12 protein-coding genes are annotated in these 16,826 nt (G+C 34.5%); 4 read left to right on the top strand and 8 right to left on the bottom strand.

Features of this window, described 5'->3' with window-relative positions; translation table 11 throughout:
* Positions 1 to 86: 86 nt before the first annotated feature.
* Positions 87 to 1,085: a 2-hydroxyacid dehydrogenase gene (locus F1325_RS09875; protein WP_109372260.1), complete on the bottom strand. Its 999-nt coding sequence runs from the start codon at positions 1,083 to 1,085 to the stop codon at positions 87 to 89.
* A 149-nt stretch (positions 1,086 to 1,234) separates the two neighbouring features.
* Between F1325_RS09875 and F1325_RS09870 the strand changes: the two genes are divergently transcribed.
* From F1325_RS09870 to F1325_RS09860, 3 genes are read left to right on the top strand one after another with little or no spacing between them, the layout of a single operon-like run.
* Entirely contained in the window at positions 1,235 to 3,871 is a 2,637-nt protein-coding gene (locus F1325_RS09870) for a YdbH family protein (protein ID WP_109372261.1), read from the top strand.
* A complete protein-coding gene (locus F1325_RS09865) occupies positions 3,868 to 4,074 on the top strand; it encodes a YnbE family lipoprotein (RefSeq protein WP_100159376.1) in 207 nt (68 codons plus the stop codon). The genes F1325_RS09870 and F1325_RS09865 overlap by 4 nt, the downstream gene beginning before the upstream one ends.
* A 10-nt stretch (positions 4,075 to 4,084) precedes the next feature.
* Positions 4,085 to 4,417, top strand: a complete 333-nt coding sequence (locus F1325_RS09860; RefSeq protein ID WP_109372262.1) for a YdbL family protein — start codon at positions 4,085 to 4,087, stop codon at positions 4,415 to 4,417.
* 99 nt (positions 4,418 to 4,516) lie between these two features.
* On the opposite strand, the gene F1325_RS09855 is transcribed toward F1325_RS09860, so the two are convergent.
* The 5 genes from F1325_RS09855 to F1325_RS09835 all read right to left on the bottom strand — a co-directional run bounded on the left by F1325_RS09855 (position 4,517) and on the right by F1325_RS09835 (position 9,779).
* Positions 4,517 to 5,080 carry a fimbrial protein gene (locus F1325_RS09855; protein WP_109372263.1) on the bottom strand — a complete coding sequence of 188 codons (564 nt, stop codon included), beginning with the start codon at positions 5,078 to 5,080 and terminating at the stop codon, positions 4,517 to 4,519.
* A gap of 22 nt (positions 5,081 to 5,102) precedes the next feature.
* Entirely contained in the window at positions 5,103 to 7,472 is a 2,370-nt protein-coding gene (locus F1325_RS09850) for a fimbria/pilus outer membrane usher protein (RefSeq protein WP_160230390.1), read from the bottom strand.
* Positions 7,462 to 8,163 carry a fimbrial biogenesis chaperone gene (locus F1325_RS09845; protein ID WP_109372265.1) on the bottom strand — a complete coding sequence of 234 codons (702 nt, stop codon included), beginning with the start codon at positions 8,161 to 8,163 and terminating at the stop codon, positions 7,462 to 7,464. The genes F1325_RS09850 and F1325_RS09845 overlap by 11 nt, the downstream gene beginning before the upstream one ends.
* Positions 8,164 to 8,256: 93 nt before the next feature.
* Positions 8,257 to 8,805: a fimbrial protein gene (locus tag F1325_RS09840; protein WP_160230389.1), complete on the bottom strand. Its 549-nt coding sequence runs from the start codon at positions 8,803 to 8,805 to the stop codon at positions 8,257 to 8,259.
* 350 nt (positions 8,806 to 9,155) lie between these two features.
* Positions 9,156 to 9,779, bottom strand: a complete 624-nt coding sequence (locus F1325_RS09835) for an FMN-dependent NADH-azoreductase (protein WP_109372267.1) — start codon at positions 9,777 to 9,779, stop codon at positions 9,156 to 9,158.
* A gap of 233 nt (positions 9,780 to 10,012) precedes the next feature.
* Between F1325_RS09835 and hrpA the strand changes: the two genes are divergently transcribed.
* Entirely contained in the window at positions 10,013 to 13,909 is a 3,897-nt protein-coding gene (hrpA, locus tag F1325_RS09830) for an ATP-dependent RNA helicase HrpA (RefSeq protein ID WP_160230388.1), read from the top strand.
* A 252-nt stretch (positions 13,910 to 14,161) separates the two neighbouring features.
* On the opposite strand, the gene F1325_RS09825 is transcribed toward hrpA, so the two are convergent.
* Positions 14,162 to 15,556 (bottom strand): basic amino acid/polyamine antiporter, encoded by a 1,395-nt coding sequence (locus tag F1325_RS09825; RefSeq protein ID WP_109372269.1) that lies wholly within the window; start codon positions 15,554 to 15,556, stop codon positions 14,162 to 14,164.
* Between the two features lie 263 nt (positions 15,557 to 15,819).
* On the bottom strand, positions 15,820 to 16,773 hold the full coding sequence (gene ydgH / locus F1325_RS09820; protein WP_100158325.1) for a DUF1471 family protein YdgH: 954 nt from the start codon (positions 16,771 to 16,773) through the stop codon (positions 15,820 to 15,822).
* Between the last annotated feature and the right edge of the window lie 53 nt (positions 16,774 to 16,826).

The raw sequence follows: 16,826 nt of genomic DNA, 5'->3' as shown, positions 1-16,826 counted from the left end.
TCATATCGGTGATAAATAAAATAAGCCCCCTTGGCTAATCTATGGCTAAGAGGGCTTTTTATTACATTTATTCTTAATGCTTAGAATTAAGCTTTGATCTGATTAACGCACTCATTACCTGAAGCAATCTCTTTAATATTGTGCAGAGTTGTTTCACTAATACTGATTAAGGCTTCTTCTGTTAAAAATGCTTGATGTCCAGTAAATAACACGTTATGGCAAGAAGAAAGACGACGGAAAATATCATCCTGAATAACGTCATTTGATTTATCTTCAAAGAAAAGATCGCGTTCATTTTCATAAACGTCCATTCCCAGTGCACCAATTTTTCCTTGTTTCAATGCATTAATCGCAGCCGCAGAGTCAATCAATGCACCACGACTGGTGTTAATAATCATCACACCATCTTTCATCTGTGAAAAAGCAGTTTCATTTAATAGATGATGATTATCTGCGGTTAATGGGCAATGTAATGAAATTACATGGGAGTTTGCGTAAATCGTCGCCAAATCAACATATTCGGCACCTAAATCAAGTACGGCTTGATTTGGATAAGGATCATAAGCAAGTAGCTTCATGCCAAAGCCTTTTAATATGCGTAATGTCGCTAATCCTATTTTACCTGTACCAATAATACCGGCAGTACGATTATGCATATTAAAGCCAGTTAAGCCTTCTAATGAGAAGTTAGCATCACGAGTACGTTGATAAGCCCTGTGTATACGACGATTAAGTGACAGCATCATACCAACAGCATGTTCTGCAATAGCCTCTGGTGAGTAAGCAGGAACACGGACAACAGTTATACCTAATTCAGCGGCGGCTTCTAAGTCAACATTATTAAAACCCGCGCAGCGTAATGCGAGAATGCGTATATTAAGGCTAGCAAGTTCTTGTAAAACCGCACGATTTGCATCGTCATTGACGAAAATACAGACAGCATCAGCGCCAACGGCATTTTTTGCAGTTTGTTCTGTTAAATTAAAATCGAAATATTCAATATCATAATGATATCCATTATGTTGATTGACCCATTCCATGTGCTTACGATCATAATGTTTAGTACTATAGGAAACGATTTTCATCCAGTCTTCTCTACTCTCGATTAAATTTTTATTCAGAGGCTGGAAAAACAAGAATTATCCAGCCCCAATATGAAAGAAATTAATACTATCATTATAAACAATTTAACGAGGTAAGTGGATGATTCAGGTTTGTTTAAAAGGAATATAATGTGTTGTTAAGAAAAACAATCAAATGGACAGGGACGATACTACTAGGCACTGGTCTAATAGGCACTGCTTTATGGGTGTCTATTCCTCGTTGGTTACCTGTTGTTGCTCATTATTACTTACCTGAAGGTGTAACTCTTTCTTTATCACAGCCCAAATTACAGCGTATGGGTGTTTCAATTGAAAACATCGTATTTAAGACAGAGAGCTGCACTTTAGCTAATCTTGATAACTTTGTTTTCTCTTATCAAAAAGAACAGATTGATAAACTGCGATTTAATAGCCAGCAACTTGCCATTGATGAACAATGTTTTTCAATGATGCCTGTAAGTAAGCAAGAAGAAACTGCAACCGTTCCTCTTGAGATAAATTCACTACTAACTTCAATACCTCATTTATTTGTCAGCATCGAAAATGTACTCTTAAAAGAAAATGCACGTTATCAAGGTTCTTTGCAATTAAGAACACAAAATAATGGAAGATTAATGACTTACCAAGGAGAAAATGTACAACTTGGTATTTTTATTAGAGATAACCAATGGCTTGATATTAAACGGTTCAAAGTGAATTTGCCTGATGACAATAACATTGAACTTGCTGCTGAAATAGCGCTTCCTCTTGATGTTGCTTCATTACCAGAAAAAGGAACCATTGATGCGACACTATTGACGTCTCACTACGCTTACCCATTGGTTGTTATTCTTGAATGGGTAGGAAAATCTGGCACGATTTCGCTTGCTGAACAAGGTGGTGGCCATGCATTGGCTTTATTACCTTGGAAAGTGACACCCGAAAATATAGTGATTGAACAAGGTCGTTGGGAATGGTTTGGATTGGATCAACCTTTGCGAGGCGGTGTAAATATTAATATCGCTCAATGGCAAAAAGGATTGACGGATTTAAGACTAACTGCACGATTAAACGTGATGACAGAAGGCAAAGCGGGAAAAGGGAATTTAGTCATATCGATCCCTGAAACCGCAGTAAATTGGTTAGATGCACAAATCCCTATTCAAATCACTGGTATTGTTAATAAAGAATTAATGCAAGCCAGTGCGCAATTACCTGTTAAAGTCACTGGCATGTTGACCGATCCTACTGTTGAATTTCAATCTGGCTCTTTGTTTCGTTTTAAAGGACCACTTACTGAAACGCTTACCATCACAGATGCTCGTTTACCTTTAGCTGGAACCACACTTTCATCAAATGGTTTTAATGGTCGTTTAAATGCGATAGTTGTTGCCCAAGATAGTATTTGGGGGGATTACCGTATTCATTTTCAAGGTAAGGCGATTGATTTTTTACCTGACAATGGGACTTGGCAATGGCGCTATTGGGGAGAAGGGGATTTATTGCCTTTAAAAGCACGTTGGGATATCGCAGGAACAGGGTACTGGGCTGATAAAGTGGTTAGTTTTGAGAAACTCAATACAGGTTTTGATGTTTTAAAATATCAACATACTACGATGACTGCACCTCGATTATCTTTAGAAAGTCCGTTTCGTTGGGTAAGAGATGATAAAAAGCCTTTATTTAATGGAAAACTAAAGTTAACGAGTCAACGTATTGATTTCTCTGCTGGTGGTTTTTTAGATAAGGCCGATTTTATTGCCACAGTCAATGGTGATTCGCCTTTTAATTTTAATGTAAAAGGCGAATTAAGTGCTAAACCCAATATAGGACCTATTGCAATAAATACGCGTTGGGATGGCGCAAGATTAAGAGGTCAAATGCGTTGGCCTTCACAACCTATTAATGTTTTTCAATCGCTCTTGCCAGAAGATTTAGGGATCACTCTTGATAAAGGTGAACTCTACACACAAGCAGACTTTTCTATTGCACCAGAACAAGGATTAGTAGCAGGAGGGCATCTTGTTGTTAAACAAGGTGGAATGTGGCTTAAAGATGGTGTTTTAGAAGGTTTAGATTTTATTTTGCCTTGGCGTTTAAATGGCGACGAATGGCAATTAGGTGTTAAACAGCCTGTCCAGTTACGGATAAAGCGTGTTAATAATCTTTTTGACATGACGGATATTACGGCTGATCTTCAAGGTTTTTACCCTGCAACAGAAAATAAACCGTTAGTTCTATCTAATGTGAATGTAGCTATGCTTGATGGAACCATTTCATTGGCAAAACTCACAATTCCACAACATGATGCAGCGATTATTTCTCTTGATAACATTCAATTAAGTCATCTTTTTACTTTGTTAAAAGTGACGCAGTTTGCGGCATCAGGTAAAGTTAGTGGTGAATTCCCGTTTTTTATTAATAATAACCAATGGATTATTAAAGATGGTTGGCTGGCTAATTCATCTTATTTAACGTTAAGACTTGATAAGGATTTTGTGGATTCTATTGATGAAAATAATATGTCTGCGGGCGTTGCTATGGCATGGTTGCGCTATTTAGAGATCAGTCGTTCTTGGACTCGCGTTAATTTAAGTAATTTGGGTGAGTTGGTATTAGAAGCAGAAATCAATGGAACGAATCCTCTAGAAGATAAACGTCGACAAGTTAATTTAAATTATCGACATGAAGAAAATGTCTTCCAATTATGGCGAAGTTTACGATTTGGTTCACAATTGGAAGAGTGGTTAGAAAAGAGCTTATCAGATTTAGGGAGTGAGTCAGAGTGAAACCATTATTCTTAAGAAAACTATTCTTACTAACAGCTTTGATGATGGGAATATCAGCATTAACAGGATGTATTCGGTTAGAAGTCGCCACACCGGATAAGCCCATTAACATTAATATGAATGTAAAAATTGAACATGAAATTAATGTAAAAATAGATCGCCAAGTAGAAGATCTGTTAAAAAATAACAGCGCCATTTTTTAAAGGATAAATGATGAATTATAAAAAATATCTCTTAAGTTTTGCGCTAATGATAGCTTTAGGTAGTGCAAATGCCATAGCATTAACGCTTGATGAAGCAAGATCTCAAGGATTGGTAGGAGAAACCTTTAGTGGTTATATTGAGCTTGTGCAAACTAATAACAAGCAAGCTCAGCAACTTGCAGATGAAATAAATCAAGCAAGAAAAGCAAAATATGCTGAAATTGCTAAGACTAATCAAGTGACACCAGAATCTGTTGCTCGCCTAGCGGGTGAAAAATTAGTGGCAAGAGCTAACGAAGGTGAATTTGTTAAAGGGATCAATGGGAAATGGGTAAAGAAGTAGCTTAACCTTAAGTAGATACTTAACTCCATTTTAGTTATTGTAAAAGCACGATTTATTATCATTATTTATCGTGCTTTTGTTTTTGCTTTTTATTATTAATTAATCATACTCATTAAAAAAAACAATATCATCATTTATTGTCATAATAAAATGAATGTTTGATTCTATATAGCCCGATGCTGGTGGCATATTATCCTTTTTTACATAGTTAACTAAAAAATAAAACTCAGCCTCTCCATCAATCAGTTCTTCAGTAAATTCACTCTCTTTATTGAGATTTATAGGTCTTTCTTCCACATTGTACAATAATTGAAAAGCAATATTACTGCTTGCATTATTGTCATTAATCGTATTTTTTAAGTAACCAGTTATATGATCAATACTGGTATTTTCAATTTTTAAGCGAACATCCCCATAACTTTTGGAACAATCTTTGATAGAAATAAGAATAATATGAGGATCTGTGTTTGCTAACTCACCCGCTTCATACGATAAAAAGTCATTTCCGTTAATAGAAAATCTATCACTTGTATTTTCATAAATATAACCCATATCACAGCTTAGTGGAATATCGTGATCACCACGTCTTGGTATTGATGAAAATGAGAATGATGAATAGAGTAAAATTATAATTAAATAAACGAAATGTTTTTTATTTCTCATATTTAGTACTTTTGTTTTTGAATTAAAGACAATTAATTTCTTTTTTTATCAGGTTTTTTTTCTTTTCATCGGAACTCAAATTATAATTAAATTGACATTGTTTATCTTCTCCCCATTTTACTCTGATTAATCCATTATCAGGAATGGCAGAAAGAAAAATAATATTATTTTCTGTCACTAATCCTTGTGAGATAATATTATTCTCTTTATCTAGCACGGTAACTTTTGACGCAAAAGGAAGGGGAGTTATTGACTTAAAAAGAATACGATAGCCAATTTTTATTGGAAAAGTAATTTTAGGTATTGCGCCTAATGTAGGAATAATATTTTTATTATAATATTCAGTCTCAGCGGATTGAGGAAGTGTTGTAGCATTGAGTTTAATATTATTTATTCGATAGGGCGTAATATTATTTAAAATTAAGTTACCAAAGATATCTGTTTCTAAATTGGGCGAAAATGATGTTTTAATACCAGTAATGCCTTGTGTGTTCACTAATGCAAAGGTCTTACTTAAACGGGGGGTTAGTGTAATTCCTTCTGAATGAAGTAATAATGCACCATTAACTGAAAGATTGTAATTGTAATTATTTTCTGATTTGTTTCCAGAGAAAAGGTAAGATTGATAATTATTTTGATAGCGAGCATGAACAGAAAATTGATCAAATTTTCTTTTAGGATGATGTGTATGCTGATAGCTTACTGAATATCCTAAATTATTATTCAGTAATGTACCACCAATGTTTGTATTGTTTGAATAACGTTTATTATTTACTTGATAATTTGTTTGATTATTCATCCAATGATGATGTGCATTACTTCCTATCGGAATCTGAAAGTTAAATGAAAAATAATGATCTGAAAAAATTTTTTCTTTTTTAAAATCATATTTTAAATTATAGTTTATTTTATTTATTGAAGATGAAAATGATGTTCCTATTTCATATGTTTTAGATGAGTTATCATATAATTTATCATTGTAGTGTAATGATATATAACCTATTTTATTAATATTTTTAGATAAAGAGAATGAGTGTTCTTTTTTTATCCTATTTTCTAATAAAAAACTATCTAAATAATGATAAAAGGATACTCTAGAAGTAAAGTAAGTTTGTGTTATTGGCATGTTTTTTTGATAACGAAATTGATATTTAATTTTATCGTTGTTATTTTTCTCATAATTAATGTCTGTCGCTAAACCGCCTAATATACCTAAGTCTAAAGATAGCCCTAATAAATAGTTATGTCTGTTATCTCGTTTTTTTATGGCACTGTAAGATGTGATTTTTTGACTAAGCCCATATGAAAACTCACCTAAAAGGAAAAGAGGTTTTTTATTATTCGGATAGTTAGTTAATGTACCCGATATAATATTATATTGATAATTTCCTTTATTTAATTGATTCGGTAATGATGTAAAGTAGTGTGTCGAAACTTTTACTCTTCCATCTGTTTCTTTGATTTCCAAAGTGAGTTTTTCACTTCCTATTGAAGGTAATGAATTTAAAAGAAAAGGGCCGGGCGGAACCGTTGTTTCATAGATGATTTTATCATCTTGTTTTATGATAACGTTAGCGTGAGTATCTGCAATACCTTCAATAACAGGTCTATTAGCGTAAAGTGTATTATTTGCAATTAAATTATTGGATATTAATTGAAAGCCAACTATTTTATCATTTGATAATATTCGTGTTGTGGGTGAAAACTTACCTCCATAAAAAAGAGAAGAAAAAGAATTAATTTGTCGATATGCATAAATTGATGAAAGCTTAGATTGATGGCTATCTTTCCTCCAATTAAATCCACTTTGGCTACGTACACGCCAAGCACCTATATTAATACCTGAGTGCAAATTAAGTTTTTGCTCAGGTGATTTTTTCTGATGATATTTAATCCAATAGGAATATTGAGTAAATAATGCGGTAATTCCGTCATCCCAGTCTTGTTCATTGATTACATAGTCTGTTTTTTTTATTAATGCTTTTTGTGGAATGTTCAAGTTTAACTTTTGGTTGGAAAACTGGTACTTAAAATCAATCGAATAATCGCTTAAAATTATTGGGTCTGGGTTTTCTTTATTGATGGTGTAAAAATCGGTATCAATACCAAGAGATATTAAATCCTTAACAGAAAGAGAGGGCGTTAATTTATTTTCTACATCTTTATAATAGAGAAGTTTTACCATTTTTTTTCTATTATTAATATGAATAATAGAATGATAGAACCCTTCAGGCTTTTTATTTTCAAGAAGTAGCTTAATAGTCTCATCATTAATATTAGAAAAGGAATTAGAATAAAGAGAGAGGAAATTATTCTGAGCAATAGCATCTTTGGTGCAAATAATCATAAAAATAAAGAAAATGACCTCCTTTTTTTTATACTTAATCTTCATTTATTATGGCCTTATTTGTTGCATTTATTTCCACACCATATTGGTCAATTGTTTTCCATTTAATTAGCCCATCTTTTTTGATTATTTTTTTTGTATTATATTTTTTAAATGGTGGTATAGTTTTACTTTTTTCAATCAATACAACACTTTCAGAATTGACATTAAGTAAAGTAATAAAATAAGGCGTAGGATTGTTGACAATAAATTCATTATTTTTATTTTTTAGAAACTCGATCTTTTTATAAGCATCTTTTACACCTTTTTCTATTGATATAGGTCTATATATTAAGTTATAAACGGAATTCATTGATATATGTAATAAATTTTTATTTTCATCTGAATTAGATAGCAATGGTATTCTTTTAATGTTTATTCTATACAGTGTTTCTCGGTCTTTTTTTTCTATTTCATCTGTTTTGAAAATTTTTAAAGAATAGTTTTCATCCTTCTCTATTTTAAAGAGTGGGGGAGTGATCATAAAAGGTAATTCAGTCTCATTACTTTCATCATAATGTGAAATCCAGCTTTGTATAAAATAGTCATTAGTCGTGTTATTTTTTATTTCAATAATCTCCTGGTTTTTGCTTTCAATAAAAATAAATTTATCCTTATTTATTTCTATGGAAGCGTAACTATAAGTAGAGAGGATTATAAATAGAGATAGTATGGCGGTTTTTATTTTTCTAATCATTTTCTATTGTTGTACGGTAAAGTTATATTATTATTTATAAATAAGGGATGTTAAAACAAAGCTGGAATACCAGCTTTGTTGATTTTTAAGATCTTAATCTACAGCAACATCACTATAAATAACATCAAATGATAAGCTAGATCTTACTAAACCCGGGGTAGCATTTAATCCATTTTGTTTCATATAATTAACTTCAAATAAAAAATCTGCAGTCTTAGTATCTTTATCAATATTTAAATTAAATGCTTTCGGTTTTTCATTGCTTAATTCAATAATATTTTTATCCGCATCAAAAATGGCAATATCAACATTGCTGCCATTGTCTGCTTGATTTTTTAATAATTTTTTTGTTTGTTTTGGAATTTTTAACTGAATATTAGCAAGATCCTCATTACAATTGGAAAATTGAATGGCAAGCGGTTGGGCATCTGTTTTTGCTATATGGTCATCGCCAAAATGATTTGCTTGAACTGGCGGTAATTCAACAGGTTGTATATCTTGTAATTGACAAGTGGGATTTGCTGTAACAGAACCATTAATCGTAATTGTGCCTACATTTTTCTCTGTATATTCAACCGCATTTGATTGAGCTGATAAAAAAGTTGTAGATAGAATGAGTATTGAGAGTAAATTTTTTTTCATTTCAAATTCCATTTATTGGATTAATAAAACTATTTAATTGTTTCTATATTCATTGAAACAATTAAATGTTATTAATTTCCTTTTTATAAATCAAATTGATTTTTAATTAATATATTTATCATTAATATGAATCAAAAAATAAATAATAAAAAATGGCTATAAAAATAATTTTTATTTAGATATTGATTCGAAAGTTTGATTAATCTTGGTGTTTTTCTCTATCAAGGTGTTTTAATTATAAATTAATAGCGTGTTTTTTATAAAAGAGGAATTGATACGAAAATAATACTGGTAAATATAGATATAAAAAAAGCACCTAGTTAGGTGCTTTTATAAAAAGATAAAATTAATTATTTTGCGGTAATATTTTTTGTACTAATTACAGTATCTATTTCTTTTTGTGCTTGTAGATGAGATTGCTGTGCGTACTCTTCACCAAAGGCTGTACCTTCAGCCATAATAAATTGTACATCATTGATACCGATAAAAGCTAAAAACTGTGTAAGGAATGGAACAATCAAATCAGAAGGCTTATCTTTATGAACACCACCACGACTTGTTAATACAACAGCCTGTTTGTTTTCGAGTAAACCAACAGCCCCCGCTTCTGTATAAGTAAATGTTTCGCCTGCACGAGCAATAAAATCGATATAATGTTTTAATTGCGCTGAAATTGAGAAGTTATACATTGGTGCAGCAATCACAATCATATCGTGTGCTTTTAATTCATTAATCAGTTCATCTGATAAAGCTCTAGCTGATTTTTGCTCATCAGAGAGTATGGAAACATCTTTGCCAAAGGCAAATAAGGTGGCTTGATCTAAAGCAGGTACAGGATCTTTAGCGAGATCACGTACAGTAATCAGGTCATCTTTATGGTTTTTTTGCCAATTTTCAATTAAGTAATCGGTCATTTTATTACTGTGTGAATAGCTATCTAAAATGCTGGATTTCAGTACAAGGATCTTTTTCATTATTTTCTCGTGGTCTATAAAATGTTCTATTTATTTAAATTTATTAGTTAATAGTAGTTTACCCAATCTTTAAAATATCACATCACAATCCTTTGAATATGCTATTCAAAATTATTGATTATATGAAATCATATACTAAGAAATTTAATCAAGCCTTTATGTGCAAATAGCCTGTTGTGATATTATGAACTCAATAGTTTTGATTAGAATAACCTCAAAAAGGATAATAAAAGGTGACATTATCATCTGCCACGCTCTATCAAGAAATAGAGCAATTATCGTTGCGGGAGCAGCAGCGATTAAGAAAACGTCTACGTGGCGTCGCTAAAATTAATAATGAAGAGTCTAAACAAGCGGTATTAAGTGCAATTAAAGAAGATATTAATACGGCACAACAGATGATAATTCGCCGTCGTGCTAATTGTCCTGAAATTACTTACCCAGAAAACCTGCCTGTTAGTCAAAAGAAAGATGCCATTTATAATGCAATAAGAGATAACCAAGTTGTTATTATTGCTGGGGAAACTGGCTCTGGCAAAACAACACAGATCCCTAAAATTTGTCTTGAATTAGGACGAGGGATCAAGGGGTTTATTGGACATACTCAGCCTCGTCGTTTAGCTGCACGTTCAGTAGCTGAACGTATCGCTCATGAATTAAAAAGTACGTTAGGCGGATCTGTAGGTTATAAGGTTCGCTTTAGTGATCATGTTGGTGATAATACCCTCGTTAAGCTAATGACAGATGGTATTTTATTGGCTGAATTACAGCAAGATAAGCTGTTACTACAATATGACACTATCATTATTGATGAAGCCCATGAACGTAGTTTAAATATCGATTTTATTCTTGGCTATTTAAAGCAGTTATTACCTAAGCGCCCTGATTTAAAAGTCATTATTACTTCTGCAACCATCGATCCTGAACGTTTTTCCAAGCATTTCAATCAAGCACCGATTATTGAAGTATCTGGCCGAACTTATCCTGTTGAAGTGAGATATCGTCCTATTGGTGGTGACGAACTTGATAGTGATAAGGATATGACCGATGGCATTGTTGATGCTATTGACGAATTAAGCAGAGAAAGTGCGGGTGATATTCTTATTTTTATGAGCGGTGAGCGAGAAATTCGTGACACTGCTGATGCGCTGAATAAATTACAACTTCGCCATACTGAAGTATTACCTTTATTTGCCCGTTTATCTAACAGTGAACAAAACCGAATTTTTCATCCTCATAATGGCAGGCGCATTATTTTAGCCACTAACGTTGCCGAAACTTCATTAACTGTGCCGGGTATTAAGTACGTTATTGATACCGGTTTTGCGCGTGTTAGTCGTTATAGTTATCGCACTAAAGTACAACGACTTCCAATAGAGCCTATTTCTCAAGCTTCAGCAAATCAGAGAAAAGGGCGTTGTGGTCGTGTTTCTGATGGTATTTGTATTCGTCTTTATTCAGAAGATGATTTTATTTCTCGTTCTGAATTTACGGATCCTGAAATATTAAGAACTAACCTTGCATCTGTTATTTTGCAAATGACGTCGATAGGGTTAGGTGATATTAGTGCTTTCCCATTTGTACAGCCACCTGATAAACGCAATATTCAGGATGGTGTTCGTTTATTAGAAGAACTAGGCGCGTTACAAGACGAAACCGACCACAATGGTGCTTATCGTTTAACCCCAATGGGGAAACAACTTGCACAACTTCCTATTGATCCTCGTTTGGCGAGAATGGTACTTGAAGCACGTAAATATGGTGCAGTAAAAGAGTTGATGGTTATTACATCCGCACTTTCAATTCAAGATCCGCGTGAAAGACCGATGGATAAACAGCAAGCTTCTGATGAAAAACATCGACGCTTCCAAGATAAAGATTCTGATTTCTTGTCTTTTTTAAATATGTGGGATTATTTAAAAACTCAACAAAAAGAGTTGAGCCATTCCCAATTTAGAAAGCTATGTCGCCAAGAATTTTTAAATTTTATGCGTGTTCGAGAATGGCAAGATGTCTATACGCAATTGCGACAAGTTGTTAAAGAATTAGGTTTTCCTGTTAATAGCGAACCCGCTGATTTTAGAAGTATTCACGTTGCTCTACTCAGTGGCTTGTTGTCACATATTGGTCAAAAAGATGCCGATAAACAAGAATTTACGGGTGCGAGAAATGCTCGTTTTTCTATTTATCCTGGCTCTGGTTTATTTAAAAAACCACCAAAATGGACAATGGTGGCAGAGTTAGTCGAGACGTCTCGTTTATGGGGACGAATCGCGGCGCGCGTTGAACCTGAATGGATTGAACCTATAGCCGAACATTTAGTGAAACATCACTATAGCGAACCACATTGGTCAAAAGCGCAAGGCGCTGTAATGGCTAATGAAAAAGTTACGTTATATGGTTTACCTATTGTTTCCTCTCGACCTATTAATTATAGCCAAATTGATCCGTTATTATGCCGTGAGCTTTTTATTCGTCATGCGTTAGTAGAAGGTGATTGGCAAACTCGTCATGTATTTTTCCGTGAAAATTTAAAATTACGGACTGAAGTGGAAGAGTTAGAGCATAAATCTCGTCGTCGAGATATTCTTGTCGATGATGAAACAATGTTTACTTTCTATGATCAACGAATACCACAATATGTTGTTTCGTCACGTCATTTTGATAAGTGGTGGAAAGAGGCACAAAAGGCATCACCTGATCTGCTTAACTTTGAAAAAAGTATGCTTATCAAAGATGATGCCAAACGTGTTAGCGCACTAGATTATCCAAATTATTGGCATCAAGATAATTTAAAATTACGCTTAACTTATCAATTTGAACCGGGTACAGCGGCTGATGGTGTCACTGTTCATATTCCATTACCGATTTTAAATCAGGTAAAAGATGAAGGTTTTGATTGGCAAATTCCAGGTATTCGCCATGAATTGATAGTGGCCTTAATTAAGTCATTACCAAAGCCTATCCGTCGTAATTTTGTACCAGCACCTAATTATGCTTCTGCTTTTTTAGAACGTGTCCCTCAAGTTGAAGGCGGCTTACTCGATAAACTCGAAAACGAATTACGCCGAATGACAGGAGTGACCGTTGATAGAGAGAGTTGGCAACTTGACCAAGTTGCTGATCACTTAAAAATGACATTCCGTGTTGTTGGCGATAAAAATAAAACGCTGGCAGAAAGTAAAGATCTCAATAAATTAAAAGAGAACTTAAAGGAAAAAGTGCAAGAAACATTATCAGCAGTAGCGGATGATGGTATCGAACAACAAGATTTACATATTTGGAGTTTTGGTGATTTGCCTCAGCGTTATGAGCAAAAACGGGGTGGCTATTCAGTGAAAGCTTATCCAGCACTCGTTGATGAAAAAAACAGTGTGGGTATTAAGCTTTTTGAAACAGAATCTGAGCAGCAAGCTTCAATGTGGGAGGGAGTAAGACGACTATTATTATTAAATATTCCGTCACCGATAAAATACCTACATGAGAAATTACCAAATAAAGCAAAACTTGGTCTTTACTTTAACCCTTATGGCAAAGTGTTAGATCTCATTGATGATTGTATTGCTTGTGGTGTTGATAAATTAATGGCGTCTTATGGTGGTTTAATTTGGCAAGAAGATGAGTATCAAAAACTGCAAGAATATGTCAGAGCTGAACTAAACGATGCTGTGGTTGAAATAGCAAAACAAGTTGAATCTATTTTGACTCAAGTTTTTGCCATCAATAAACGTTTAAAAGGGCGGGTGGATATTAGCGTTGCTTTTGCATTGTCTGATATTAAAGCTCAACTTGGTCAGTTAGTTTTCCCTGGTTTTGTTACCTCTCATGGATGGAAACGTCTTGCGGATATTCCTCGTTATTTGAGTGCAATTGAAAAACGAATGGAAAAACTGGCCATTGATCCTAATCGCGATCGCGCTCAAATGAGCCGAGTTGAAAATGTTATTCAACAGTGGCAACAGTGGTTAGGTAAGCTAACAGAGAAACAAAAGCAGCAAGAGGAAGTGCAAAATATTCGTTGGATGATAGAGGAACTGAGAGTAAGCCTGTTCGCTCAACAGATAGGTACACCGTATCCAATATCAGATAAACGTATATTGCAGGCGATGGAACAAGTTAGTTTTAACTAATTTAATAGTGACATGATCAGACCCACAAGAACTCATGCTTCTTGTGGGTTTTTTATTGCCTAACTAATAAATAGCTAGCTATTTATTAGTTACAACATGCAATGTATTTCTTAATTTATAAATACCTAACCATCGATGTTAAAAAAACAGCTTAGCAGGGGATTTTTTTTGATTTAAGTGAAATAAATTTTTGGAGAGAAGTAAGGGAAAGGTAAGAGAGGCACTGTTTTTCGAGTACCTCTCAGATTGTCTTTAGTAAATAGTTAAGTAGCCTAATGCCGGAATAGCGCCGAATAAGACCAGTGCTAACAGAATTCGCTCACTTATATGCAATGGTTTTTTATCTTTATACTGCTTGCGTGTATATAAAAACATTAGGATACCCGGTGCATACAGAACGACAGAGAGTAATAAATTAATAACACCTGATGCATAAAGTAGCCATAAACCGTAAAGACTTGCAGGTATGGCTATTAATAATAAAGCACGACTACTGCGTGCAATTGCCACTTTAAATAAAAATGCCCCAACGAGAAAGTAAGGAACAAGGATCATCTCTGATGCAATGGTCAATAATGTATTGTAGTTACTTCCCGTCAACCAAATTAAAACTAGAGAGAATTGGACTGCACAATTGGTAAACCATAATGAAGATGAAGGCGCATCATTTTTATTCTGCTTCCCTAATTGTTTAGGGAAAGAGTGATGTAGTGCGGCAATATAAGGTACTTCTGCTGCCATAATTGTCCAACTTAAATAAGCACCACATACAGAGAGAATAAGACCCGCTGCAATAATTATCTCGCCTATGTTACCAATAAGCTGAACAAGTAACGGCGCCATTGACGGGTTTTTCATCGCCGCCAATTCTGCTTGGCTAACTAAACCTTGCGATAATAAAGTGACAAGAATATAGATAACTAATGCGATGACAACGGCGAGTACTGTTGCTAAACCAACATCACGACGATTTTTAGCTCTTGCGGAAACTACGACCGCACCTTCAATACCAATAAATACCCACAGTGTAATCAACATGGTATTTTTGACTTGATCCCAAACAGGGACACCCAGATTTACACCTTTAAAATCAAGGGTAAATATATCCATATTGAAAGCTAATAGGGCGACAATAACAAATAACCCTAAAGGAAGGAGTTTTGCCATTGTCGCCATTAAATTAATGCTGGCTGCAGTTTGAACACCACGTAATACAAGAAAATGGACAACCCAAAGCAAGATTGACTCTCCAATTAATGCTTGCCATGTATTCCCATCACCAAAAATAACGTTCTCTGGTGTATCTGTAAAAAAACTAAAGGCAGCAAAAACAATAACAAGATAAGAAACGTTAGCAACAACAGCGCAGACCCAATAACCCCATGCTGAACAAAAACCAATAAATTCACCAAACCCTTCTTTCGCATAGGTAAAAATGCCACCATCAAGATCAGGTCGAAGGCGCGAGAGGAGTAATAAAGATGTAGCAAGAAAGAGGATACCAATGCCAGTTATCACCCAGCCAATAATCAATGCGGCAGGGCTGGCAACTTCGGCCATATTTTGAGGCAAACTGAATACACCTGCACCAACCATTGAGCTTAATACTAACGCGGTGAGTGATATTAAGCCAAGTTTCTTATTCAAGGATAATTACCTACGTGATTAAAATTGTAAATAAATAGCGTATTTTCTTGTTTTTTGGTCAGTAAATAGAATAAATATGAATATCTCAAATTTAAATAAAGATAAAAACACTAAAAAACAGCGAGATTTTACGGAGAGTTGACTTGGTTGTCTATGCATTAAATCATAAAAATTATGCACTTTTACAAAATGAGGTTGGTTTTGATGATATTTTGAGTAAAAAAAACCTCGCATCAGCAAGGCTTTTTAATTAGGAAGTTTTATTACTTGAATAGGTCAGCGGTAATAGTGACTGTACCACCATCACTTTGCCATTCATTTGTAATATGGTAATACTTGGCACCTTTTGCAGCTGCACGTTTAGCAACCTGATAAGAAATCTCTGGTGAGTTTACAAAGTATCCGCTAAATGTAATGGTATCAAATGGGTCCATTAATGCAGCAGCAGCTTTATTGACTTCTTGGATTTCAGTACCATCAGGTAATGTGACAGTGTAACGACCACTAGCACCCGAAGTTTGTGTATCAGCAAATGTTCCTACACTTCTATCAAAATCAGTGTTTGATGCAAGACCTGGTTTCTCAACTTTATTGGCAGCGGCTCCGCCTTCTGCTATAAGTGCGCGACCTGCATCTGAGTCATAAGGAACGACGGCCTCTGGTGCTTGAATTGCACGTTTTGGCGCATCTTTTTTGTAGATATAAGCTGTTACTTCTTGGTTACCACCATCATTTGTTGATACGTTACGTACAATAAAGAATGATGCAGCACCTTTTTTAGCTGCCGCTTTTGCAATTGCATCGTTAATATCAGGGGTTGTAGGGTAGTAACCGCGGATAGAAACTGTATCAAATGGTTGTAGCAGAATTGCTTCAGGTTTTGGTAGTTCTTTCACGCCATGAAAGACGCGATAGCTTTCTTGATCTGCTTTGGGTGCATCTTTATGGTATAGATCAGCAGTAACACTCATGTTGCCGCTATCACTAATATCATCTAGGCCTTGAATATAGAAACTATCAGCACCGACTTTATCCGCACGACGAGATACCGCATCAGCGGCTTCATAAATAGCGTTAAAACGACCGATAACTGTAATTCTTTCAAATGGTTTTAGTTCTGCAGCTTGTTCGGGTGTTAATTCCTGAGCAGCCTGCGCAACAGTGATATTAGTTAAAGACAACATCGCTGCTGCGATGACTGAGGTTTTCAGCTTCATACAAAATCCTTCCGCCTTGCGCAATTAATATTGGTCATGTGCTGAACGTCGTG

Source organism: Proteus columbae (assembly GCF_009914335.1).
Classification (GTDB): Bacteria; Pseudomonadota; Gammaproteobacteria; order Enterobacterales; family Enterobacteriaceae; genus Proteus.
This window is presented reverse-complemented; position numbering and strand designations above follow the sequence as displayed.